The sequence below is a fragment of the Curtobacterium sp. Csp1 genome (assembly GCF_013347185.1).
On record NZ_CP054594.1, the window covers coordinates 3,149,616 to 3,171,910 of the forward strand.

22 protein-coding genes are annotated in these 22,295 nt (G+C 72.7%); 9 read left to right on the forward strand and 13 right to left on the reverse strand.

Annotated features, from left to right (window positions below; genetic code table 11):
* Positions 1 to 16 precede the first annotated feature (16 nt).
* Positions 17 to 451 (forward strand): hypothetical protein, encoded by a 435-nt coding sequence (locus HUN58_RS15175; RefSeq protein ID WP_180225113.1) that lies wholly within the window; start codon positions 17 to 19, stop codon positions 449 to 451.
* A 22-nt stretch (positions 452 to 473) separates the two neighbouring features.
* Here the strand turns inward: HUN58_RS15175 and HUN58_RS15180 are convergent, their stop codons facing one another.
* Together HUN58_RS15180 and HUN58_RS15185 are read right to left on the reverse strand one after the other, a co-directional pair.
* Positions 474 to 1,088, reverse strand: a complete 615-nt coding sequence (locus HUN58_RS15180) for a hypothetical protein (RefSeq protein ID WP_180225114.1) — start codon at positions 1,086 to 1,088, stop codon at positions 474 to 476.
* A gap of 180 nt (positions 1,089 to 1,268) precedes the next feature.
* Complete coding sequence (locus tag HUN58_RS15185; protein WP_180225115.1) at positions 1,269 to 2,729, reverse strand: APC family permease; 1,461 nt, start codon at positions 2,727 to 2,729, stop codon at positions 1,269 to 1,271.
* Between the two features lie 147 nt (positions 2,730 to 2,876).
* Between HUN58_RS15185 and HUN58_RS15190 the strand changes: the two genes are divergently transcribed.
* A complete protein-coding gene (locus tag HUN58_RS15190; RefSeq protein ID WP_058741826.1) occupies positions 2,877 to 3,305 on the forward strand; it encodes a hypothetical protein in 429 nt (142 codons plus the stop codon).
* A 142-nt stretch (positions 3,306 to 3,447) separates the two neighbouring features.
* Here the strand turns inward: HUN58_RS15190 and HUN58_RS15195 are convergent, their stop codons facing one another.
* From HUN58_RS15195 to HUN58_RS15205, 3 genes are read right to left on the reverse strand one after another with little or no spacing between them, the layout of a single operon-like run.
* Positions 3,448 to 4,152 carry a uracil-DNA glycosylase gene (locus tag HUN58_RS15195; protein ID WP_180225116.1) on the reverse strand — a complete coding sequence of 235 codons (705 nt, stop codon included), beginning with the start codon at positions 4,150 to 4,152 and terminating at the stop codon, positions 3,448 to 3,450.
* A complete protein-coding gene (locus HUN58_RS15200) occupies positions 4,152 to 5,354 on the reverse strand; it encodes a glycosyltransferase (protein ID WP_058741828.1) in 1,203 nt (400 codons plus the stop codon). The genes HUN58_RS15195 and HUN58_RS15200 overlap by 1 nt, the downstream gene beginning before the upstream one ends.
* 9 nt (positions 5,355 to 5,363) lie before the next feature.
* On the reverse strand, positions 5,364 to 6,200 hold the full coding sequence (locus tag HUN58_RS15205) for a DUF429 domain-containing protein (protein ID WP_180225117.1): 837 nt from the start codon (positions 6,198 to 6,200) through the stop codon (positions 5,364 to 5,366).
* Positions 6,201 to 6,403: 203 nt separating this feature from the next.
* On the opposite strand from HUN58_RS15205, the gene ligD reads away from it, so the two are divergent.
* A complete protein-coding gene (ligD, locus tag HUN58_RS15210) occupies positions 6,404 to 7,423 on the forward strand; it encodes a non-homologous end-joining DNA ligase (RefSeq protein WP_180225118.1) in 1,020 nt (339 codons plus the stop codon).
* Positions 7,424 to 7,433: 10 nt separating this feature from the next.
* On the opposite strand, the gene HUN58_RS15215 is transcribed toward ligD, so the two are convergent.
* Both HUN58_RS15215 and HUN58_RS15220 read right to left on the reverse strand, forming a co-directional pair.
* Positions 7,434 to 7,577 (reverse strand): hypothetical protein, encoded by a 144-nt coding sequence (locus HUN58_RS15215; RefSeq protein WP_174778278.1) that lies wholly within the window; start codon positions 7,575 to 7,577, stop codon positions 7,434 to 7,436.
* A gap of 98 nt (positions 7,578 to 7,675) precedes the next feature.
* The gene (locus HUN58_RS15220) at positions 7,676 to 8,719 is read right to left on the reverse strand and encodes an ATP-dependent DNA ligase (protein WP_180225119.1); all 1,044 of its coding nucleotides are present in this window, start codon (positions 8,717 to 8,719) and stop codon (positions 7,676 to 7,678) included.
* A 176-nt stretch (positions 8,720 to 8,895) separates the two neighbouring features.
* Here HUN58_RS15220 and HUN58_RS15225 point away from each other — a divergent pair, with 176 nt between their 5' ends.
* Positions 8,896 to 9,939, forward strand: coding sequence for an MBL fold metallo-hydrolase (locus HUN58_RS15225; RefSeq protein WP_180225120.1), 1,044 nt, complete (start codon positions 8,896 to 8,898; stop codon positions 9,937 to 9,939).
* A gap of 72 nt (positions 9,940 to 10,011) precedes the next feature.
* Here HUN58_RS15225 and HUN58_RS15230 read toward each other — a convergent pair whose 3' ends face one another.
* The 4 genes from HUN58_RS15230 to HUN58_RS15245 form a co-directional block, all read right to left on the reverse strand.
* The gene (locus tag HUN58_RS15230; RefSeq protein WP_058741784.1) at positions 10,012 to 10,644 is read right to left on the reverse strand and encodes an FMN-dependent NADH-azoreductase; all 633 of its coding nucleotides are present in this window, start codon (positions 10,642 to 10,644) and stop codon (positions 10,012 to 10,014) included.
* 134 nt (positions 10,645 to 10,778) lie between these two features.
* The gene (locus HUN58_RS15235) at positions 10,779 to 12,320 is read right to left on the reverse strand and encodes a hypothetical protein (protein ID WP_180225121.1); all 1,542 of its coding nucleotides are present in this window, start codon (positions 12,318 to 12,320) and stop codon (positions 10,779 to 10,781) included.
* Between the two features lie 305 nt (positions 12,321 to 12,625).
* Positions 12,626 to 14,077, reverse strand: a complete 1,452-nt coding sequence (locus HUN58_RS15240) for a hypothetical protein (RefSeq protein WP_180225122.1) — start codon at positions 14,075 to 14,077, stop codon at positions 12,626 to 12,628.
* Positions 14,078 to 14,191: 114 nt separating this feature from the next.
* Complete coding sequence (locus tag HUN58_RS15245; RefSeq protein ID WP_141861065.1) at positions 14,192 to 15,106, reverse strand: LysR family transcriptional regulator; 915 nt, start codon at positions 15,104 to 15,106, stop codon at positions 14,192 to 14,194.
* Positions 15,107 to 15,187: 81 nt separating this feature from the next.
* On the opposite strand from HUN58_RS15245, the gene HUN58_RS15250 reads away from it, so the two are divergent.
* From HUN58_RS15250 to HUN58_RS15265, 4 genes are all read left to right on the forward strand, one after another.
* Positions 15,188 to 18,658 (forward strand): bifunctional proline dehydrogenase/L-glutamate gamma-semialdehyde dehydrogenase, encoded by a 3,471-nt coding sequence (locus tag HUN58_RS15250; RefSeq protein ID WP_180225123.1) that lies wholly within the window; start codon positions 15,188 to 15,190, stop codon positions 18,656 to 18,658.
* An 88-nt stretch (positions 18,659 to 18,746) separates the two neighbouring features.
* Positions 18,747 to 18,902: a hypothetical protein gene (locus HUN58_RS15255; protein WP_188868872.1), complete on the forward strand. Its 156-nt coding sequence runs from the start codon at positions 18,747 to 18,749 to the stop codon at positions 18,900 to 18,902.
* Complete coding sequence (locus tag HUN58_RS15260; RefSeq protein ID WP_254631512.1) at positions 18,899 to 19,357, forward strand: VOC family protein; 459 nt, start codon at positions 18,899 to 18,901, stop codon at positions 19,355 to 19,357. Before HUN58_RS15255 ends, HUN58_RS15260 begins: the two co-directional genes overlap by 4 nt.
* A gap of 64 nt (positions 19,358 to 19,421) precedes the next feature.
* On the forward strand, positions 19,422 to 19,859 hold the full coding sequence (locus tag HUN58_RS15265) for a VOC family protein (RefSeq protein WP_208745578.1): 438 nt from the start codon (positions 19,422 to 19,424) through the stop codon (positions 19,857 to 19,859).
* Positions 19,860 to 19,892: 33 nt separating this feature from the next.
* Here the strand turns inward: HUN58_RS15265 and HUN58_RS15270 are convergent, their stop codons facing one another.
* Together HUN58_RS15270 and HUN58_RS15275 are read right to left on the reverse strand one after the other, a co-directional pair.
* Positions 19,893 to 20,327: a thioesterase family protein gene (locus HUN58_RS15270; RefSeq protein ID WP_180225124.1), complete on the reverse strand. Its 435-nt coding sequence runs from the start codon at positions 20,325 to 20,327 to the stop codon at positions 19,893 to 19,895.
* 71 nt (positions 20,328 to 20,398) lie between these two features.
* Positions 20,399 to 21,037 (reverse strand): QsdR family transcriptional regulator, encoded by a 639-nt coding sequence (locus tag HUN58_RS15275; protein WP_229666900.1) that lies wholly within the window; start codon positions 21,035 to 21,037, stop codon positions 20,399 to 20,401.
* Positions 21,038 to 21,082: 45 nt separating this feature from the next.
* Between HUN58_RS15275 and HUN58_RS15280 the strand changes: the two genes are divergently transcribed.
* A complete protein-coding gene (locus tag HUN58_RS15280; RefSeq protein WP_180225125.1) occupies positions 21,083 to 22,276 on the forward strand; it encodes an acyl-CoA dehydrogenase family protein in 1,194 nt (397 codons plus the stop codon).
* The last annotated feature ends 19 nt before the right edge of the window (positions 22,277 to 22,295 follow it).

Consider the following 22,295-nt stretch of genomic DNA (forward strand, 5'->3'; position numbering starts at 1 on the left):
CGCAACGCTGCCGTGCATGGCAGACACCGAAGCACTCGAACAGCTCTTCTCCACCCCGGCGCGGACCGACGACGACGTCGTGGCGCTCGTCACCGGCATCGTCGGTCGGCCGGTCCGACGGCAGTGCTGGGTGCTGTTCCTCGACGACCGGGCGCGGCCGGTGCCGTTCCTGCTGCCCGTGTCCGACCTGCCGTGGCAGCCGGACGAGCACGTCGAGGACTTCGCGGCGCTCGTCGCCGACGTGCGCGACGACGCCTCGGCGGCCGAGGTCGTGCTCGTGTGGGAGCGGCCGGGCGACTCGCGGCTGTTCCCGGTCGACTGGGAGTGGGTGGACGCGTGCGCGTGTGCGTTCCGCGAGCGCGGGATCCGGTTGCGTGGTCAGGTCGTCGTCCACACCGCGGGGGTCGCGATGATCGAGCTCGAGGAGCACGAACTGCCGGAGCCCGCGTGAGCTCGCTGATCGAGGCTCGGGGTCAGCTCTGCGGTGCTGCGTCCGGGACGGTCTGACCGGTCAGGCCCTCGACGACGGCCTTCGCCTCGGGCCAGAACTTGGCGTAGTGGTCCGGGTCCGAGTTGATCTGCACCGCGTGCGCCATCTGCGTCGGGGTCATCGTCTTCCAGCCCGGGGTCTTCACGAGCTTCGTGTAGAACATCGTCGCCGCGCTGTACGGGTCCATCCGCTGCTCGTACGTGCCCCACGCGCCGTTGTCCCGCTGCTGGAACAGCCCGCGGCTGTCCGGGCCGGCGGCGTCGCCGTGGTCGAGGTTCACCAGGCTGGACTCGCCGATCGCCGTCATCACCCCGACGGCCTGGGTGTGCGGCCCGATGCCCAGGGCCTGGGCGGCCTCGATGACGTACGCGGCGTTCACGAGCCGGTCCTGGCAGAACCCGGCGACCGGTCCGGCGGGGACGACGATGCCGCCGATGCTCTGTGTGGCGACCTCGGGGCAGGCGGGTGCCGCGGTGACGGAGTTCGCGGCGCCGGTCAGGGAGTGCACCGCGATCACGACGACCACCACGACCCCGATGACGGCCGCGACGACGCCCGCGCCGAAGACGGACGCGATCGTGATGCCGGCGCGGCGCATGGCGGGTCCTCTCGTGCGGTGGGCACGGTGAGGGTATTGGTGCTGCCTGGGAGCGCGCCAGCGCCCGCGCCGGGCGCGCCCCGGTTCAGCGTCTCCGGCGGTCGAACAGGCCCGTCGCCGAGAGGGCGATGACCACGATCATCCCGATCGAGACGGCGAAGATCAGGTCCGTGGCGTCCATCAACGATCCTCGTTGTGGTCCGGGCGGTTCGGGTGGACGACCGCGGTCGGCTCGGTGACGAGTCCGGTCGGCGCCTTCTCCGGCTGCTTCCGCCCGTGCGTGAACCACGTGACGACCCAGAGCAGGATCCCGAGCCCGAGCAGGGCACCCGCGATCTGGTACTGCTGCGGGTCACGGCCGGACGAGAACGGGAGCACGAGCCACAGGCACGTGATGACGCCGATCACCGGGACGACGACGCCGGCCCGGAAGTGCTCGTGGTCCACGCGGTCGCGGCGCAGCACGAGCACGGTGACGTTGACGACCGCGAACACCGACAGCAGCAGGAGCGACGTCGTCCCGCCGAGCACCACGACGATGGGGGAGTCGGGGTCGAGCGACACCCAGCCGATCAGCGCCAGGGAGATCAGTGTGCTGAAGAGGATCGAGGTCGACGGGGTGCGACGGGCCGGCGAGACGCGCGACAGGAAGCCGGGCAGGACGCCCTGCTTGCTCATGCCGTACAGCAGCCGGGACGCCATCATCATGTTGATGAGCGCGGTGTTGGCGACGGCGAACATCGAGATGAAGGGCAGCAGGTCCGCGATCGGGAAGTCCGGCGCGGCGGTCTGCACGACGGTGACCAGCGGCGTCTCGTTGCCGGCGAGCTCGCCGATCGGGACGACCGCGACGGCGCAGATGGACACGAGCACGTAGATCACGGCAGTGATGCCGAGGCCCGTGAGCATCACCTTCGGGAAGATCCGCGAGGGGTCCTTGGTCTCCTCGGCCATGTTCACCGAGTCCTCGAACCCGACCATCGCGAAGAACGCCAGCGACGTCGCGGTCGACACGGAGAGCAGCAGCGTCTTGTCCTCCGGGGTCTCGAACATCACGACGCGGGAGAAGTCGGCGTTGCCCCCGGCGATCGCCCAGAAGCCGATGAGGATGACCATCACCAGGCCGGACAGCTCGACGAGCGTCAGGACGACGTTCGCCTTGACACTCTCGCTGACGCCGCGGAAGTTGATCGCCATCACGGCGAGCATGAAGCCCATCGCGATGAGCATCACGGCCGCGTTCGGCAGCTCCAGCCCGAAGCCTGCGCCGAGGTTCGCGGCGAATGCCCGGGAGGCGGTGGACGCCGAGGTGATGCCGGAGCACATCACGATGAACGTCACGATGAAGGTGACGAAGTGGATGCCGAACGCCTTGTGCACGTAGAGCGCGGCGCCGGCCGTCTGGGGGTACTTCGTGACGAGCTCGAGGTACGAGAACGCGGTCAACAGGGCGACGGCGAAGGCGATGAGGAAGGGGAGCCACGCTGCTCCACCGACCTCTGCCGCGACCTGACCCGTGAGCGCGTAGACACCCGTCCCCAGGATGTCGCCGACGATGAAGAGCAGCAGCAGCTTGGGACCGATGACCCGGCGGAGCTCGGTCTGCTCCTGCGCTGGGCGGTCCGTGTTCGTGGTGGCCATGCGTCAGCCTCTTCCGGGGGACACGATGCTGTCCGCTTTCACAGCAAGCTCCCCGGTGATCGCAACACGCCCGTGTCCTGCCTGTCACGACCCCGGCGGCTGCGGTCTGCGGGCACTCCCCGAGGTCCGTCGCTACGCTGCGGAGCCATGGACGACGAGTCGAACACCACCGAAGAACCCGTCGAGTTCGCCGACTTCAACGCGAAGCTGCTCGTGCTCGACGTCCTCTGCTACGACCTCGACGTGCTCGAGCCCTACGACGGGGACGCGGACGACGAGAGCGAGGAGGACCTCGACGTCGAAGGGCAGGACGACCGCGCCCGCGAGTACTACGACGACCTCGACCTGCTGCCGTCACACCTCGACCTGGTGACCGAGCTGACCGTCGACGCCGACCTCGAGGTCCTGCAGGACGTGCACCCCGGCTGGGACGGCTCGGACGACCGCTACGACCCGCAGAACTGGGACGACGTGCTCGACCTGCCGTCCCTGTCCGTCGTGTACGCCGCCGCACCGCTGCCCGCCCACGTCTCCGAGCGCCTGGCCGCCAAGGGCGTCGAGGTCCGCTCCGCCTGACCCGGCCGGCGTCGGCGACGCGCTAGTGCGCGCGCGTCGACCTCACGCGCTCAGCGACACCTCACGAGCTCGCGCGGCCGTGAAGTGTCGCTCAGCGCGTGAACTCGCGGCGGCCGGGGGAGCGAGCGGGCGGCGTCGCGCCCTACCCGCGCTGCAGCGCCCGGACCTGCTCCGTGAACTGTGCCGCGCCGCCCTGCGCCGGGTGGCGCACCGCGACGGCGTCGATGCCCGCGAGCGCGAGCGCCCCCTGCGCCTTCCGCCCGACGGCCACGACCCGCACCGGCCGCTCGGCGGCGCCGTCGCGTCCGACCGAGCCGCCATCCGCGGGCCCGGACCGCCGCAACGCCTCGAGCAGCGCGAGCGCGACGGGCGCCCCCGCGCGCACCTCCGCCGGCCGCGGGGTCCGGTTCGTCGACCGGTCCGGCGCCACGAACGGGTGGTGCGGGAAGATCGCCCACGCCACCGGCAGCGGCCCCGACCAGTCCTGCAGCGCTGCGTGCACCACACGGGACGACGCCTCCCACGGTGCCGTCGGCTCCGGCGGCTCCAGGGCGTCGAAGCCGAGCGACCCGAGCTCGCGCATGCTCGTGAACGGGATGCCCGTGTTCGTCATCCCGCGCCAGCCCGGGGCCTCGGCGACGAGCAGGGTGTCCGCGCCGGTGCCCACGTGGTCCAGGTACCGGGACAGGTTCTGGCGGCGGAGCCGGCCCGCCGGGGTCGACGGGTCGTACAGCGCCTCGGCGTCGTCGGCCACGGGCACCGCGTCGAGCGCCGCCCAGAACCGGGCGAACGACGGCTGCCCCTGATCCAGACCGAGCCCCTGGCCCGAACCCGCGCCCGGCTCCATCAGTCCCGCCCGAGCACCCGGCGGTACACGTCCTCGAGCCCGCCGGCCGACCGCTCCCAGCTCAGCCGCTCGGCGTGCTCCCGCCCGGCCGCCGCGAGCGATGCCGCGTACACCGGGTCGGTCAGGATGTGCTCGATCTCGGCGGCCCACACGGCCGGGTCGCGGGACTCGAGCAGGATCCCGGTCTCACCGTCGACCACGGCTTCGCGCAGACCCCCGGCAGCCGCGGCCACGACGGGCACCCCGGACGCCGAGCCCTCCAGCGCGACCAGGCCGTACGTCTCGGAGTGCGACGGCACGAGCACGGCTGCCGCGCCGCGGAACAGGAACGCCAGGTCGGCCCGCGACTGCGGTCCGATGAAGGTGACCCGGTCGGCCACGCCGAGCGCGGCGGCGAGCCGACGCAGTTCGGACACGTGGTCGCCCGCCTCGCTCGAGGCATCGCCTGCGATGACGAGGGTGGGGCGTGCCTCCTGGCCGATGCCCGCGATCGCCTCGATCGCCAGGTCCAGTCCCTTCAACGGCTGGACGCGCGCGGCGGCGACCACGTACGGGACGTCCGCGCGGCGGGCAGCCGCGCCCGCGGGACGGAAGACGGAACCGTCGACGCCCGGCGGCACGATCCACACGCGCGTCGGGTCGCCGCCCAGGCGCGTCCGGACCGTGTCCGCCTCGGCCCCGGAGACGACGACGACCGCGTCCGACTCGCGGGCGAGCAGGCGCTCGCCGGCCTCGCGACCAGCTGACTCGGGGCGTTCGCCCTCCGACAGTGGCGTGTCCGAGGCGGCGGCGATGGAGTGGAAGGACTGCACGTGCGGGATGCCCCGCTCGCGCGCGACCGGCAGCGCGGCCGCGCCGGAGAACCAGTGGTGCGAGTGCAGCACGTCGTACGGGCCGAGGTGCTCGAGCTCCGCCCGGAACGGCGCGATGAACGCGTCGTGCTCCCCCTTCGGCACGGGCTCGGCGGGCCCGGCGGACAGGAAGCGCAGGCAGACGCCCGGCAGCAGCGACACGGAGTCCGGCTGCGTCGGCGACGACCGCCGCGTGATCACGTCGACCTGGTGGCCGCGGTCCGCCAGGGCCTCGGCCTGGTGCCGGACGACGACGTTCATGCCGCCGACCTCGCCGGAGCCGGGTTCGTCGCCGGGGGAGGTGTGCAGCGACACCAGCCCGATGCGCAGGGGTTCGGTGGTGGTGCTCACGTCGTCAGCCTACCCAGCGGGTCGCCGCTGGGACGGGCGCGCGGGAGCGACGATCGCCGGGCTGCGGCCCGCCTCGTCCAGCGGGTCGGACGGGAGGCCCGGATCGCCTCCCAGCACCTGCACCCGTCCGTCGCCGTGCCGCTCCCAGAACGCGGCCGTCCAGGCGCACAGGGCGCCGTCGAGCAGGTCCTCCCGGTGCTTGTGCGTCGGGCCGTGCAGCACGGAGGGCTCGGCGAGCCCGGCCGTCAGCGCGTGCGAGTCGAGGCGCAGCGGCGGGTCGAGCGGTGTCGTCCGGAGCCGGTGCACCAGATCGTCGAAGGCCACCGCGCGGCGCTGTCGAGCGACGGGTGCCGGCAGCGCGGGGTCGAGGCGCTTGTACCGGGGCCGCTCGACGTCGTAGCCGAGCTCCTCCACGCCGACCAAGGTCGTGTACGGGTAGCACTCGAACGCCACCGGGCCGGTCCGCTCCCGCATCGACGCGGTGTCCGACACGTACCCGACCCCGAGGGCGGTGAGCCGCTCGAGCAGGGCGGTGCCGGCGCTCGCCGCCGAGGCCTGGTTCGTCGGGTTCGCCGCGACCTTCCACCGGCCGTAGCGCTGCCCGACCTGCCGTTCGGCCTCGCGGATGCCGTTCGGGTTCGTCACGACGAGCGACGCGTCCACGGCGATGAGTGTGCGCGGCCCGAGGTGCTGCACGATCCAGTCGATCACGGCGTCGACGCCGCGGGCCCATCCGGCGTCGGTGATCGTCCCGTCCGCCGCGGTCGCCACGAGCCCGGTCTCGTTCGCGGGCTTCCGCGCCGAACCGAGCCCCCACGCCAGGTCCACCCCGAGGTACGCCGTCACCCACCCATCGTGCACCGTGCCGGACCTCCGTCCCCGGCGTGCCCCGCCCCGCCCCCGTTCGGTGGAGCAGACGACGTCGGTGTTGTCCGGCGGACCCGACGTCTTCTGCTCCATCGAGGAGGGGGACGAGGAGGGGGACGGGGAGGAAGGGACGAGGAACACGATGTGACCCGTCCCGGGACGGTCCGTGTACCTTCCGCTGCATGGCGAGCGAGGCGACGACGCTGACGGTCCCCGGGCCGCACGGCGACCGCGAGGTCCGGATCAGCAGCCCCTCGCGCGTGCTCTTCCCGGAGCCCGGGATCACGAAGCTCGAACTGGCGGAGTACCTGGTCGCCGTCGGGGATGCCTTCGTCCGGGCGAACGGCGACCGCCCGATCTCCCTGCAGCGGTACGGCGCGGGCATCGACGGCGACTCGTTCTTCTCGAAGAACCCGCCGAAGGGTGCGCCCGAGTACGTCCGGGACGTGACGGTGACCTACCCGAGCGGCCGGTCGCACCCGCAGCTCGTGGTGGACGAGCCGGCTGTGGCGGTGTGGGCGGCGCAGATGAACACCGTCGTGTTCCACCCGTGGGCCTCGCGTGCCGAGGACAGTGACCACCCGGACGAGCTCCGCATCGACCTGGACCCGCAGCCCGGCACCGACTTCCGGGACACCGTCCCGGTCGCCCACGAGCTGCGCCGGGTCCTCGACGAGGTCGGACTGACGGCGTGGATCAAGACGAGCGGCAACCGCGGGCTGCACGTGTTCGCCCCGATCCGTCCCGAGCACGAGTTCCTCGACGTCCGGCACGCGGTGATCGCGGCCGCCCGCGAGCTCGAACGGCGGATGCCCGATCGGGTGACGACGGCGTGGTGGAAGGAGGAGCGGGGACAGCGGGTGTTCGTGGACTGCAACCAGGCGAACCGCGACCGGACCATGGCCGGGGCGTACAGCCCGCGGGCGCTCCCGCACGCGAGCGTCTCGACCCCGATCACGTGGGACGAGCTCGACGACGCGGACCCGACGACCTTCACCGTCCGGTCGGTGCCCGAGCGGCTCCGGTCGACCGGGGATCCGTGGGCGGACCTGCACGCGGATCCGGGCGATCTCGCGCCGCTCCTGGCGTGGTGGGACCGCGACGCGGCGGACGGCCTGGGCGAGCTGCCGTTCCCGCCGGACTTCCCGAAGATGCCGGGGGAGCCCCCGCGCGTGCAGCCGTCCCGCGCGAAGAAGAATTGAACCGGGCGGCTCAGGCCGCGGCGACGTCCTCGGCGCGGTGCTCCGGCTCGGCCACGCGCGTGGTCTGCATCGGGAGCGTGACGCTGGCGGTGTGCAGCCTGGTAAGGCGGGACCAGGTGCCGCGGTGGGCGTCGCTGATGCCGTCGATGATCATGTCCCGCTCCCGTCTGCCGTGGGCGTCCCTGCCGCACTCAAGTTACTAGTTAGGCTAACTACTGCGAGCATAAGAGCGTGGACCGGACAGCGCAAGCCTCAGGTGAGGACGTCTCGCAGGTCGTACGCCGAGGGGACCTCGAGCTGGTCGAACCGGCACGATCCAGCCTCGCGATCGGGACGCCAGCGTGCGAACTCCACCGTGTGCCGGAACCGGTCGCCCTCCATCTGGTCGTACCGGACCTCGAGCACCCGCTCCGGCGCCAGCCGGACGAACGACGTGTCGCGACCCGACGAGAACCGCGACCGTTCCCCGTCACCGGTGACGGGCCTCCCGTCCGTGTCCCGGACGACGACCGGCGCGAGCTCCTCGACCAACTCCTGGCGACGGCGGTCGGTGAAGGCGGACACGCCGCCGACCTGCCGGAGCTCCCCGTCGTCGTCGTACAGCCCGACGAGCAGCGAGCCGACGCCGGAGCCGCTCTTGTGCACGCGGTAGCCGATCGCGACCACGTCGGCGGTGCGGTGGTGCTTCACCTTGAGCATGGTGCGCTTGTTCGGCTCGTACGGCTCCGCACGGGGCTTCGCGACGACACCGTCGAGGCCGGCCCCCTCGAACGTCGTGAGCCACTCGCGGGCGAGGTCGACGTCGAGCGTCGTGCGGGTGACGAACAGCGGGTCGTCGAGGTCCGCGGCCAGGGTCTCGAGCCGATCGCGGCGCTCGTCGAACGGCCGGTCGAGCAGCTCCTCGCCGTCGCAGGCGAGCAGGTCGAAGGCGACGAACTGCGCGGGCGTCAGGGCGCTGAGCTTCCGGATCCGCGACTCGGCGGGGTGGATGCGCTGCGAGAGCGCCTCCCAGTCGAGGTGCTCGGCGCCGGGTTCCCCGCTGCGCAGGACGACCTCGCCGTCCAGGACCACCGGGTGGTCCCGCCCGCCGAGCTGCGCGCGGAACGCCTCGACGAGCTCGGGGAAGTAGCGGGTCAGCGGCTTCGCCCCGCGGCTGCCGATCGTCACGTCGTCGCCGTCGACCGTCACGATCCCGCGGAAGCCGTCCCACTTCGGTTCGTACCGCAGTCCGCCCCGCACGCTGTCCGGGTCGGGCACAGCGGCGACCGCCTTGGCGAGCATCGGTGCGGTGTCCATGCGGCCTGTCTACTCGGCGGGCGCTGGCGGGTGCGCGGGCCGGCGGATGCGGGTGGGGACGCGGACGCGCTGGCGGGTGGCCGGATCGGGTGGCCGGGTCGCGGTGAGCGGTCCCGACGGTCGGCCTGGAGGCGCGGCTCGCCAGGGCGCGTCCGTCCCGTCACTAGGGTGGTCGCGTGACGACCGAGGCCCCGTCGGCAGCGCCGGCACCGGAACCGACCAGTCCCGTCCAGGCCGCCGCGCTCCGCGCCGGTGCGCTCCCGCCCGTCGAGGAGGTCCGGCCGGGGGTGTGGACGCTCGCGGTCCCGTTCCACGGCGGGGTGCCAGCGGCGACGCTCGCGTACGTGGTCGAGGACACTGCCGGCGACCTCACCGTGATCGACCCGGGGTGGAGCGGCGACGGTTCGCTGACGGAGCTCCGGGCCGGTCTCCGGACGATCGGCCGGTCGCTCGAGGACGTGGCGCTCGTCGCGGTCACGCACCTGCACGCCGACCACCTCGGTGCCGCCGCGGCGGTCCGCGCGGTGTCCGGCGCTCCGATCGCGATGCACGGCGCCGAGGTGCGCGCCCTGCAGGACGAGCGGGCGGACGCGGCGGCGAACGACGCGGACATCGCGACGTGGGGCCTGCCCGACGAGCTGCGGGCCGGGGTCGTCGCGGCGTGGGGGACCGGCCGTCGGATCGGCCGCGGAGCCGGGGAACCGCCGTACGCCGACCTGCTGCTCGAGGACGGGGACGTGCTGCCCGTGCCCGGTCGGACGCTCACCGCGCTCGGGACGCCCGGGCACACCGCCGGGCACCTGTGCTTCGTGGACGAGCCGGACGGGCTGCTGTTCACCGGCGACCACGTGCTGCCGCGGATCAACCCGGGCATCGGGCTCGGCGGCCGCACCGCGACGAACCCGCTCGCCGACTACCTGCGGTCCCTCGCGCGGCTCGAGCCGTACGCGCACCTCGAGGTCTGCCCCGGGCACGAGTACCGCTTCGCCGACGTCGTGCGGCGGGCCCGCACGCTCGCGCTGCACCGGGAGGAGCGGAGCCGACACGTCGCAGAGGCCCTCGACGCGCTCGACCGCCCGACGCTGTTCGAGGTCGCCGCACACGTGCCGTTCTCCGGTGGCATCGAGTCGATGACGGGCTTCCTGCTCGCGAGCGCGCTGACGCAGACGGCGTTCCACGCGGACCTGCTCGGCCGCGCCGACGAGGTCCGCCCCACCTGACGGGCGACCGCCGGCCGTCGGGCGGGCCGGCCAGCCGGTCGTGCCGCCGTCCGGCCCTCCCGCCGTGCGGCGTCAGGCGAGGGTGGCGGCGAGGCGCTCCAGGGTCGTGCGGGCGTCGGCGACCTCGGCAGCGGCGTGCTCCGCGAGCGGTGCGAGGTCCGGGATGCGGTCGGCCAGGGTCGCGCTGACCGTGACCGGGTAGAGCTTCATGCCGAGCGCCGTGCCGAGGATCAGGTGGAGCACGGGGGAGCCGTGGTCCCAGGTCTCCGTCGGGGTCCCGGCGTCGTAGGTCGCGCCGCGGCTCACCACCGTGACGACCGGACGTCCCGCCAGCGGCTGCACGTCACCGGCGAGGACCCCGGGCACGTGCACGCGGTCGATCCAGGCCTTCAGGGTGGAGGGCACCGTGTAGTTGTACAGCGGCGCCCCGACCACGACGACGTCCGCGGCGAGGAGCTCGTCGATGACGTCCTGGCGGAGCTGCTCGGCCTCGGGCGCGACGACCTCGTCCGGTCGACGGTCCGCGGCGGCCCAGTGCAGCGCCGACGTCTCGAGGTGCGGGAGCGGGTCGGTGTGCAGGTCCCGGCGGACGACCGTGTACTCCGGGCCCCGCGCGCGCCAGGCGTCGGCGAAGGCCGCGGTGAGGTCGCGGGAGCGGGAGTGCGCGAGGTCGGCCGACGAGTCGATGTGCAGCAGGGAGGGCATGGGCCCACGCTACCCACGCCGGGCCGCACCGGCGGGGAACGCGGACGGCCCCGTCGCACCGTGAGGGGTGCGACGGGGCCGTGGCGTGCCTCCCGTCCGTCACGCCGGCGCGCGACGGACCGGAGGCGGCGGGGTCAGCGCTGCGCGCGGCGCCGGCGCAGGACGCCGGCACCGAGGAGCCCGGCGCCCGCGGCGACGAAGCCGAGAGCCCAGGGGAGGGCGCTCGTGGCGTCGGTGCCGGTGAAGGCGAGCTGGCCCTTCGGGGCGGTGGCGACGGCGGGCGTGACCGATCCGACGGTGCCGGCGGGCGCCGCGGTCGGGACGACCGTCACCGGGAAGGAGACCGAGACGGACTGCGCGGCGACCGTGAGCACGTGGGTCGATGCGTGCGGGAAGGTGACCTTCGTCGAGAACGTGTCCTCGTCGAGCGCGATCTGGTCGGTCGCGTGGTCGCTCGTCACGGTGACCTGGTCCGCGTTGCCCTCGTCGTCGTACTGGGTCGTGTCGTTCCCGAACTCGTCGACCGGCGAACCGTTGATCCAGAGCGACTGGCCCTGCGTGACCGTCGGCTGCCCGCCGTCGGTGACGGTCGGCTCCTGGTCGGGGTCGCCCGAGAACGCGAACGTGGTGATGTGCCCGTCCGGCTCGATGAGCCAGCCGGTGAAGGGGTGCTCGCCGTCGAACAGGTCGATGGGCGAGGTGTTCGTCGTCTGGGCCATGACGCCGACGGCCTTCGCCGGGTCGACGACGACCTCGACGTACTCGGTCGCGGTCGAGGTGCCGTTCGTCGCGACGACGGTGAAGTCGAAGACCGAGGCGTAGGTCACCCGACCGGAGAGTGTCGCGGTCGCGGCATCGAAGGTGGTGTCGAACGGCAGGTAGGCCTCGGGGGTGTCCGTCTCGGGGTCGACGCTGTCCGGGTCGGCGTAGCCGATCGAGTACTCGACCGTGCCGCTGCCCTTGGCCACGCGGAAGACCTCGTCGAGGGTGTCGCCGGCGGTGACCTCGATCGTGCGCGGGGACTCGTACGAGGTCTCGGCCGCGAACGCGACGTCCTCGCTGACGGCCGCTGCGGTCTCCGTCGCGGTCTGCCCGGGCGCCGATCCCGTGACGGTCAGCGTGATCGTCTTGCCGACCATGTCGGCGGTGACGTCGAACGAGGACGCCGTGACGGGCGTGCCGCCCTCGACGGTCCAGACTGCCCGCGGGTCGTCGATGCCGGTGGTCTTGTAGAAGAGCGTCACGCCGACCTTCGGGGCACCGACGATCGTGGCCGAGGAGGTCGCGGTCGGCGCGGCGGCGGCCGTTGTCGTCGTGCTCGGCGCGGGGGAGGTGGTCGCCGGGGCGGGGGCGGCGGTGTCGGGCGTGGTGGTGTCGCCCGTGCTCGGTGCCGGTGCGGTGTCCGTCGACGTGCCGGTGGTGGTCGGTGCCGTCGTGGCGTCCGTCGGCGTCGCGGCCGAGCCGGTGGTGCCCGTCGCGGTCGTGTCGGTGCCGGCCGTGCTGGTGCCGGTGGTGCCGGTCGACGAGGTGTCGGCCGGTGCGACGGCCGAGGTCGGCTCGTCGACGGCGAAGGCCGCCGTCGAGGTGAAGACGCCGAGTCCGGTCGTCAGGCCGATGAGTGCGACGGTCGTCCCGAGCGCGCAGGCGCGACGGGTCGAGGAGGTGCTGCGGTGCACGGGTCCCCCCAGGGGTCAGGTCCGGTCGGGTGCCGGATCGTAAGAATCCGCCGAGAATCTCGGCGTGATCGGATCGTACTGGTACAGGAACGGGCATTCGGGCCGAGTTCCCGAATTGTGACCTGGGTTGGGGGTCGGGTGCCGGAACCGCCCGTCGGGTTGCGTGATCACGCAACCAGGAGGACGGACAGGAGGCACGGTACGGGCCGGCACCGTGCCTCCTGTCCGTCCTGTCGTCACCCACTGCGCGACGGGTCGCGACCGTCCGGGTCGGTCACGTCCCGCCGTGCTGAACGGGAGCGCGCTCAGGCGCGTCGACGCGCGCGGTGGAGGAGCAGGCCGCCACCGGCGGCCAGGAGGCCGAGCGCCCAGCCCATCGGCGCACCGGTCTCGACGCCGGTGTAGGCGAGCGAGCCTGTGGTGGGGTGCTGGGTGAGGGTGGTCGAGGCCGTAGCGACCGTCGTCCGAGCGTCGCCCACCTGCACCGTGAAGGTCAGGGTGAGGTTGCCGAGCCGAGCGGTGATCCGGTGATCCCCAGCGCCGACCAGGCGAGCATCGATGACCGGTGTGCCGCCGGTGCTCCTCGGCTCGAGGACGTCAGCGTCGACGGACGACGACCACGTCGGCTGCCGCGGGTCACTGTTCAGGTCACCGTTCCGGTCGAGGGTGAGGAGGTCGACCTCGACCGTCTCTCCGTCGCGCACACGCAGGGGAGTGGCCGGGTCACCGTCCTGCACCTCTGAGCTGCGGCTGTACTCCGTCGATCCGTCCGACCGGACCAGCCACATGCCGGAGCCGCGCACGACCGCGTTGAGCGAGGTGGTGTCGCCCGGAGCGATCACGAGTTCGACCCGGGAGACCTCACCCCCGTCCGGCCGGATGCTGGAGGAGGTGTGCAGCCAGAACTCGACGACCTGGGCACGGCTCGGGGTCCCGGACAAGGTCCCGTCGGGGTCGAGGCGCAGGCCGTCCGGCAGCGGGAACGGGTTCCCGTCTGCGCCCGGTGCGTCGGTCGCGGAGTAGACGAGCCCGTCGCCGTCGAAGGCGGAGAGCGGTGTGCTCGTGGACGTCCCGACGCGGAGGTCGAGGCTCCGGACGCCGAGGAAGCCCCAGCGGTTCCCGGGCGCCTCGTCGACCGGCGCGGAGGTCTCGCTGACGACGGTCGTCGGCTCCAGGCCGGGAGCGGTGCCGGTCACCCGGACTGCGTACCGGTCGAGGGATCCCTCCATGGAGCCGATCACGAACGTGCGCTCGGTCGTCTCGCCGGACTGCGGCACGAGCGGGCCGCCGTCGAAGGAGTGGAGCCACTGGTAGGTGAAGGTCGTTCCGGCGGGCCACCCGGCGGTCTCCGCGGTGAGGGTGCCGAGGCGTTTCGCGGTCCCGCTGACGGTCACGGAACCCGCCGGCGTGGCGGCGGCCGTCGGTTGCGCCGCGGTGGTCGTCAGGGTGGGGGTGGTCGCCGGAGCGGGGGTCCCGGCCGTGGTCGGTCCTGTGGCGGTCGGGGCGACGGTGTCGGGAGCGTCGACCGGGGTCGTGTCGGCTGCGTGCGGCTCCGCGGTCGCGTCGGGGGCGGAGTCCGCCGTGCCGGCGACCGTCGTGCTCGGTGCGGTCGTGGTCTCGTCCAGGCCGATGGGCTCGGCGGCGCTGGCCGCGACGGCACCGACGCCGAGCGCGGACGAGCCGACGGCGACGACGACGGCGGCGGCGCCGAGTGCGGCGGTGCGGCGGAGTGTGGAGCGGCAGCTGTGGCGGTGCATGGGTTCCCCTCGTGGTGGTGGGCGTCTCGATGCGCCCTCACATGAGAGGTGTCGGGTCCCGTCGAGGTCTGACGTCGATCAGGTCACGGGTCGGTCACGGTTGCGCGCCGGGCGTCAGTGCTGCTCGGCGGCCCGGACGAGGGCGGCGCGGAAGGCACTCGTCACCGGGGAGTCCGCGCTCGACAGGCGCTGCGCCGTGAAGATGGTCCGCCGCGCCGGTTCGGGCAGCTCGAGCAGCCGACACCGGGTCGAGCGGCCGGCCCAGACCAGGTCCGGCATGAGCCCGACGGCGTTGCCCGACTCGATCAGCCGGATCTGCGCCTGCAGGTCCGCGGTCTCGTAGCGGACGTCCGGCTCGAACCCGGCGCGCCGACACGTCTGCTCCGCGAAGTGCCGGGACGCCGCCCCTCGTGGTTCCATCACCCACGGCATCTCGGCGGCGTCGACCAGGGCGACGGCGGGGTCGTCGTCGGTCAGGGGCACGAGACTCGTGTCCGCCGGGGGCAGGGCGAGTCGCACCGCGTCCGTGGTCAGGTCCCGCTGGTCCAGCCCCGGGAAGCGCGGGGCCGCGTGCGCCGGGTACTGCTCGGCGATCACCATGTCGAAGTCCCGCGCCCAGGTCTCGTTGAGCGCGGTCTCCGGCTCGTGCTGCACCATCTCGACCCGGACGTCCGGGTGCTCGAGCGCCATCGTGCGGAGTGCGGTCGGCATGAGCGCGAGCGCCGCGGACTGGAACACCGCGACACGGATCCGTCCCTGCACGCTGGTGAGCGTCGACTCGACGGTCGACTGCGCTCGTTCGAGCACGTCGAGCACGTCGCCCGCCGCGCCCACGAGCACGTCGGCCTGCGGGGTGAGCTGCAGCCGACGTCCGGCCTTGCGGAGGAGCTGCACGCCGGCCTCCCGCTCGAGCACCCCGAGCTGCTGCGAGACCGCCGACGGGGTGAGGTTCATGGCTTCCGCCACGGCAGCGACGGTGCCGCGGATCGAGAGTTCACGGAGGAGGACCAGGCGCCGGACGTCGAGCATGACCGAACAGTAGTTCTTCTTCACGGTACGCGTCAGAACTATTTGCTTCCGCTACCGCTTGGTCGGCACCACACTGAGGCCATGACCGACGTCCAGCCGCGCACCGACGCGCACGCCACGCCTGCTCCCGATGCCCTCGCCGACGCCGCCGTCGCGCTCGTCCGGCAGTGGTTGGCCGAGGCCGAGTCGTACCCGGTGGACGGCTCGGCCAAGCAGCTCGTGGGCGTGCTCGCGGACCCGAAGGGCCTGGCGTTCGCCGTCGGGTTCGTCGACGGGGTCGTGCGTCCGGAGGACCTCGGTGTCGCGGCGCGCACGCTCCGGGCGATCGCGCCGGACGCCCCCGGGTTCCTGCCGGCCGCGCTCCGCGGACTCGTCCGGCTCGGCGGCGGGATGGCGCCGGTCCTGCCGAACGTCGTCGTCCCGATCGCGCGACGGGTGCTGCGCGACATGGTCGGCCACCTGATCGTCGACGCGACCGACGCCAAGCTGGGACCGGCCATCGCGAAGATCAGGCGCGACGGCGTCCGCCTCAACGTGAACCTGCTCGGCGAAGCGGTGCTCGGCGAGAAGGAGGCGTCACGACGGCTCGAGGGCACCGAGCGGCTGCTCGCCCGGGACGACGTCGACTACGTCTCGATCAAGGTCTCGTCGACCGTGCACCCGCACTCGCCGTGGGCGTTCGACCACGCGGTCGACGACATCGTCGAGAAGCTCCGGCCGCTGTTCCGCCGTGCGGCCGCGGCGAGCCCGGCGAAGTTCATCAACCTGGACATGGAGGAGTACAAGGACCTCGACCTGACGATCGCGGTCTTCACGAAGCTCCTCGACGAGCCGGAGTTCACCGCGCTCGAAGCGGGCATCGTGCTGCAGGCGTACCTGCCCGACGCGCTCGCCGCGATGCAGCAGCTGCAGGAGTGGTCCGCCGCCCGCCGGGCCCGCGGTGGCGCGGACATCAAGGTCCGGCTCGTCAAGGGCGCGAACCTGCCGATGGAGCAGGTCGAAGCGTCCGTGCACGGGTGGCCCCTCGCGACGTGGCACACCAAGCAGGACTCCGACACGAACTACAAGCGCGTCCTCGACTGGGCACTCACCCCAGAGCGCATCGAGAACGTGCGCGTCGGGGTCGCCGGGCACAACCTGTTCGACGTCGCGCACGCATGGCTGCTCGCGGGGGAGCGCGGGGTCCGTGACGGCATCGAGTTCGAGATGCTCCTGGGCATGGCGCAGGGGCAGGCCGAGGCCGTGCGGCGCACCGTCGGGTCGCTGCTGCTCTACACGCCGGTCGTCCACCCGGGCGAGTTCGACGTCGCGATCGCCTACCTGATCCGCCGACTCGAAGAAGGCGCGTCGCAGGACAACTTCATGTCGGCGGTGTTCTCGCTCGCGTCCTCGCCGGCACTGTTCGCCCGCGAGGAGGCGCGCTTCCGCGACTCGCTCGCGCCGCTGTCGCTCCCCGGTGGGCTCGACGCGCCCGCGCCGCACCGCGTGGCCGACCGCTACGCCGCGGTCGAGCGGCCCCACCCGGGGCACTTCGAGAACACGCCGGACAGCGACCCGTCGGTGGCCGCCGTCCGCGAGTGGGGTGCCGGCATCCATGCCCGGGTCGCATCGTCCACGCTCGGCGAGCGCGGCGTGCAGCAGGCGCGACTCACCTCGACCGATCAGCTCACGACGGTGCTCGACCGCGTCCGCACCGCCGGCGGGACCTGGGCGGGCTGGTCCGGCGCGGCGCGCGGTGCCGTGCTGCACGCCGTCGGTGACGCGCTCGAGGCCAACCGCGCCGCCCTCGTCGAGGTCATGGCAGCCGAGGCCGGCAAGACCATCGACCAGGCCGACCCCGAGGTGTCCGAGGCGATCGACTTCGCGCACTTCTACGGCGAACTCGCCGCGCAGCTCGACGAGGTCGACGGTGCGACCTACACGCCGGCGGCCCTGACGCTCGTCACGCCGCCGTGGAACTTCCCGGTCGCGATCCCCGCCGGTTCGACGCTCGCCGCTCTGGCCGCCGGCTCCGCGGTCGTGCTCAAGCCCGCGCCGCCGGCCGAACGGTGCGGTGCGGTGCTCGCGTCCGTGATCGAGACCGCCCTCGACGCGCACGGCGCGCCCGCCGACCTGCTCGCGTTCGTGCAGGTCGCCGAGGACGAGCTCGGCAAGGAGCTCATCACGGCGCCGCAGGTCGACCGCGTCATCCTGACCGGCGCGTACGAGACGGCCGAGCTCTTCCGGTCGTTCCGGCCGGACCTGCCGCTGCTCGCCGAGACCTCGGGCAAGAACGCGATCATCGTCACGCCGTCCGCGGACCTCGACCTCGCCGTCAAGGACGTCGTCGCGTCGGCGTTCGGGCACGCCGGGCAGAAGTGCTCCGCGGCGTCGCTCGTCGTCCTCGTCGGGTCGGTCGCCCGCTCGCGCCGGTTCCGCTCGCAGCTGCTCGACGCCGTGTCGTCGCTCACGGTCGGGTACCCGTCCGACCCCACCACGCAGATGGGCCCGGTCATCGAGCCCGCGGCGGGCAAGCTCCTCGAGGGCCTCACCACGCTCGGCGCCGGCGAGCAGTGGGCCGTCACCCCGAAGCGCCTCGACGACACCGGTCGACTCTGGAGCCCGGGCGTGCGCGGGGGAGTCCGTCGTGGCTCGGCCTTCCACCGCACGGAGTACTTCGGTCCGATCCTCGGCATCATGACCGCCTCGACCCTGGACGAGGCGATCGACATCGTCAACGAGGTCGACTACGGCCTGACCTCGGGACTGCACTCGCTCGACCCGGCCGAGATCGGCACGTGGCTCGACCGGATCCAGGCGGGCAACCTCTACGTCAACCGCGGCATCACCGGTGCGATCGTGCGCCGGCAGCCGTTCGGCGGGTGGAAGAAGTCGGCCGTCGGCGCGGGGACGAAGGCCGGTGGCCTGAACTACCTGCTCGGCCTGGGGTCATGGAGCACGGCACCGGCACAGACCGGCGTGCCGGCGTCGCGCCCGGTGCAGGAGTTCGTCCGGGCGGCCGGGGTCGCATCCCCGTCGCTCGACCGGTCCGTGGCGTCGGACGAGCATGTCTGGTCGACGCTGTTCGGTGCCGCGGTGGACGTGTCGGCGCTCTCGGCCGAGCGGAACGTCGCCCGGTACCTGCCGTACCCGGGCGTCCACGTCCGGCTCGCGACCTCGGGTGACGATGCGGTGGCCGACCTCGTGCGGGTCGTCGCCGCAGCCCTCCGCGCCGGGACCACGGTGGACGTCTCGACCGCCGAGCCGCTGCCGTCGAGCGTGGCGGCCGCGGTCCGTGCGCTGCCGGTCGTGCGTTCGGTCGTCGAGGGCCAGTCGGACCAGGCGTTCGCGCGACGTATCGCCGCTGGACCCTCGACCCGCGTGCGGCTCATCGGCGGTGCCGTCGCGGCGCTGTACGCGGCGGTCGACGGCCGTCCGGACGTCGCGGTGTACGGCGAGCCCGTCACCGAGGCTGGTCGCGTCGAGCTGCTGCCGTTCCTCCGCGAGCAGGCGGTGTCGATCACGGCGCACCGCTTCGGCACGCCGAACCACCTGACCGACGCGCTCATCTAGCAGCGGCGGGCACCGCCCGTGTGCGCATGGCGGACGGTGGACTGGTGTCGCGACACCGTCCACCGGCCCCGTGCGTACCGTCGGGGCCATGTGCGAGTCCGTCCAGTGCCCGGTGTGCGGCAAGACCACGTGGACCGGCTGCGGCGACCACGTCCGCGACGTGCTGCGCGGGACCCGCCGCCGTGACCGGTGCACGGGACACGGCTTCCCCAACCACATGCTCGACGGTATGGGTTTCCGGTGAACGACGCCCGGACCGGCATCGTCGATGCGCAGGGCTTCGCGCACGTCCGGCTCACGGTGACGGACATCCACCGGAGCAAGGCCTTCTACGAGCAGCTGTTCGGCATGCCACCCGGCAGCGACTTCAGCGACCAGGTCGACGACCCGACCGTCCGCGACGACCCGTGGCGAACGTACGGCGGGTGCTCGTTCACCTTCCACGGGCAGACGCTCGGTCTCCGACCCGTGGCCGATCCGGGTGACCGCTTCGATCCGGACCGGGTCGGTCTGGACCACCTGAGCCTGCGCGTCCGGAGCGTCGAGGACCTCCACCGCGCCGCGGAGCGGCTCGACGCCGCGGGCATCGAGCACGGGGAGGTCACGGACCTCGAGCCGTTCGGACTCGTGATCCTGTCGGTGCAGGACCCGGACGACATCAACCTCGAACTCGCCGCCCCTCGGCCCGTCGGCGCCTGAGCTCGCTGGCCGGTAGCCGCGCTCGCCACGGTCGTGCGCAGGAGTCCGGCGTTGGCTCGGGGACATGAGCGAACAGATCGTCCGTCCCCTCGGCCTCGCACACGTGCGGGTCACCGTCACCGACATCCACCGCAGCAAGGCCTTCTACGAGCAGCTGCTCGGCGTCGCGCCCGCGATGGACTTCAGCGAGCACATCGACGAGCCCGGCATCGCCGAGGACCGCGAGCGGCTGTACGGCGGCTGCATCTTCCCCGTGGGGGAGCAGCTCTTCGGCCTGCGCCCGGTGGCGCCGAGCGGCCAGCGGTTCGACCCCGACACCGTCGGGCTCGACCACGTCAGCTTCACGGTCGGCTCCGTCGACGAGCTCCGCGCCGCCGCGTCGCGCCTCGACGACGCGGGCATCGAGCACGGCGAGGTGACCGACCTCGGCGACGCGGGCATGGTGATCCTGTCGGTGCAGGACCCCGACGACATCAACCTGGAGCTGGCCGCCCAGGAGTGAGCGGCCCGAGACCGACGCGGGGCCCGTCGGCCGTCAGGCGTCGACCGGGACCGTCATCCGCTCCGTGACGAGCGCGCGGAGGGTCTCCGGCACGGGTGTCGGCCGACGGGCACCCTCGCGGTCGATGACGACGTGCACGAACTCGCCGGTCGCGAGCAGGGCGCCGTCCGACTGGCGGAACAGGCCGAAGTCCCAGGCCAGGCTCGTGGTTCCGATTCGCTTCGACCGCATCCCGACCTCGATCACGTCGGGCCACACCGCGGACTCGATGAAGTGGCAGCTCGACGACACGAGCACCGCGATCCACGGCGAGGCGAAGGGGTCGAGCCCGGCCTCCGTGCGGAACCAGTACGTCGCCGCGTTGTCCATCGCGCTGTAGTAGAGCGTGTTGTTCACGTGGCCGAACATGTCGTTGTCGTTCCACCGCGTGGGGTAGGCGCGGCGGTACGGGTACTCGTCGAGGGGCATCGGTCTCCGTTCGGTGGGGCGGGGAAGTCCGACAGCGGGTGGTCGGACAGAGCGGTCGGACAGGGGGGTGATCAGGGGCGCAGGACGTACTCGAACGTCGTCCGCGCCCGGGCCGGGTCCGGGCGGTCGCCGCTGATCAGGTCGGCGTAGGTGAACGACTCCGAGATGCGGACGAGCAGTCGTGCGAGTTCCTCGGCGGCGAGCGGCGCGGGGTCGAACGCGCCGTGGTCGTGCTCCTCCTGCACGAGGGCGGTCACGACGGCGACGAACCGGCGCTGGACGTCACTGTCCGTGGTCGTGAGGAGTCGCAGGGCCCGAGCCGGCTCGCGGGTCAGGAAGGTCCGGAAGTACGGCGCCTCGATGAGGTCCGCCGTGAAGTGGTCGAGCACCGCCACGATCCGTGCGGCGCCGACCAGGTCCGCCGCGGCGCGGGACGCGGCGTCGAGCGTCGGGACGGCCAGCGACCAGAGGATCTCGGACAGCAGCTGGTCGCGGTTCCCGACCCAGCGGAACAGGGAGGTGCGGTCGACCCCCAGCGACGTCGCCAGGGATCCCATGTCGATCCGGGAGCCGGCGATGAAGCTGTGCCGCGCGGAACGGAACGCGCGTCGGGACTCGGGATGTGCCTCCAGTCTGGCGGTGAGCGCAGACGGGACGAGGGCCGCGCCGAGCGTCCCCATGTCGTGTGCTGTGCGTTCCTGTGAAGGCACGGTCCTCCCTTGCAACGTTTTCGAGAATGATGCACGCTCGGGGGTATGTCAACGACGTCCGTGCCCACCACCCTGCTCGAGTCCGACTTCTACCGGTTCCAGGAGGGACTGACGGATCGGGAGCGGGAGTCGCTCGGGCAGTTGCGCGCGTACCTCGAGTCCGAGGTCCGCCCGATCGTCGACGACCACTGGGCCCGGGCGGAGTTCCCGCGCCAGATCATCGCGCCGCTCGCGGAGCTCGGCATGTACGGGCCGAGCATCCCGCTCGTGCGGCAGTTCGAGAACTCGGCCGTGTACCGCGGGTGGGCGGCCCTGGAGCTCGGTCGGGTGGACGCGAGCGTCGCGACGTTCATCGGCGTGCAGTCCGGACTTGCGATGAACTCGATCGCAGTGGGCGGCAGCGACGAACAGCAGCGGGAGTGGCTGCCGCGGATGGCGACCGGTGAAGTCATCGGGGCGTTCGGGCTGACCGAGCCGCTGTCCGGCAGCGACTCCGCCCGGGGCCTCCGGACGACGGCCCGACGCGAGGGCGACACCTGGGTGCTCGACGGTGAGAAGCGCTGGATCGGCAACGCGACCTTCGCGGACGTGGTCGTCATCTGGGCGAAGGACGTCGCCGACGAGCAGGTGAAGGGCTTCCTCGTCACGACGGACACCCCCGGGTTCACCGCGACGAAGATCGAGGACAAGATCGCGCTCCGTGGCGTGCAGAACGCCGACATCGTCATGCAGGGCGTGCGGGTGCCCGAGTCGCGCCGGCTGCAGCGTGCGAACTCCTTCCGCGCGACCGCCGAGGTGCTGCGCCTGACCCGGACCGAGGTCGCCTGGCAGGCGATCGGCATCGCGGTCGGTGCGTACGACGCAGCGCTCGCCTACGCGCGGGAGCGCGTGCAGTTCGGCAAGCCGATCGCATCGCACCAGATGGTGCAGGACCTGCTCGTGAAGTCGCTCGCGAACATCACGGCGTCGATCGCGCTGTGCACCCGGGCGTCCCAGATGCAGGACGAGGGCATCGGCGCGGACGAGCACTCGGCGATGGCGAAGGCGTTCGCGACCGCCCGGATGCGGGAGACCGTCGGGTGGTGCCGCGAGGTGCAGGGCGGCAACGGCATCGTGCTCGACAAGGGTGTGGCGCGGTTCTTCGCCGACGCCGAGGCGATCTACTCGTACGAGGGCACGCGCGAGGTGAACACGCTCATCGTGGGGCGGGCGATCACGGGCCAGGCCGCGTTCGTGTAGTCAGGGCCGCCGCGGCGGG

Bases quoted from the DNA above. Each gene is read 5' to 3' on its own strand.
- HUN58_RS15175 (WP_180225113.1), top strand. From the start codon at position 17: ATGGCAGACACCGAAGCACTCGAACAGCTCTTCTCCACCCCGGCGCGG.
- HUN58_RS15180 (WP_180225114.1), bottom strand. From the start codon at position 1,088: ATGCGCCGCGCCGGCATCACGATCGCGTCCGTCTTCGGCGCGGGCGTC.
- HUN58_RS15185 (WP_180225115.1), bottom strand. From the start codon at position 2,729: ATGGCCACCACGAACACGGACCGCCCAGCGCAGGAGCAGACCGAGCTC.
- HUN58_RS15190 (WP_058741826.1), top strand. From the start codon at position 2,877: ATGGACGACGAGTCGAACACCACCGAAGAACCCGTCGAGTTCGCCGAC.
- HUN58_RS15195 (WP_180225116.1), bottom strand. From the start codon at position 4,152: ATGGAGCCGGGCGCGGGTTCGGGCCAGGGGCTCGGTCTGGATCAGGGG.
- ligD (WP_180225118.1), top strand. From the start codon at position 6,404: ATGGCGAGCGAGGCGACGACGCTGACGGTCCCCGGGCCGCACGGCGAC.
- HUN58_RS15215 (WP_174778278.1), bottom strand. From the start codon at position 7,577: ATGATCATCGACGGCATCAGCGACGCCCACCGCGGCACCTGGTCCCGC.
- HUN58_RS15220 (WP_180225119.1), bottom strand. From the start codon at position 8,719: ATGGACACCGCACCGATGCTCGCCAAGGCGGTCGCCGCTGTGCCCGAC.
- HUN58_RS15230 (WP_058741784.1), bottom strand. From the start codon at position 10,644: ATGCCCTCCCTGCTGCACATCGACTCGTCGGCCGACCTCGCGCACTCC.
- HUN58_RS15240 (WP_180225122.1), bottom strand. From the start codon at position 14,077: ATGCACCGCCACAGCTGCCGCTCCACACTCCGCCGCACCGCCGCACTC.
- HUN58_RS15245 (WP_141861065.1), bottom strand. From the start codon at position 15,106: ATGCTCGACGTCCGGCGCCTGGTCCTCCTCCGTGAACTCTCGATCCGC.
- HUN58_RS15250 (WP_180225123.1), top strand. From the start codon at position 15,188: ATGACCGACGTCCAGCCGCGCACCGACGCGCACGCCACGCCTGCTCCC.
- HUN58_RS15255 (WP_188868872.1), top strand. From the start codon at position 18,747: ATGTGCGAGTCCGTCCAGTGCCCGGTGTGCGGCAAGACCACGTGGACC.
- HUN58_RS15265 (WP_208745578.1), top strand. From the start codon at position 19,422: ATGAGCGAACAGATCGTCCGTCCCCTCGGCCTCGCACACGTGCGGGTC.
- HUN58_RS15270 (WP_180225124.1), bottom strand. From the start codon at position 20,327: ATGCCCCTCGACGAGTACCCGTACCGCCGCGCCTACCCCACGCGGTGG.
- HUN58_RS15280 (WP_180225125.1), top strand. From the start codon at position 21,083: ATGTCAACGACGTCCGTGCCCACCACCCTGCTCGAGTCCGACTTCTAC.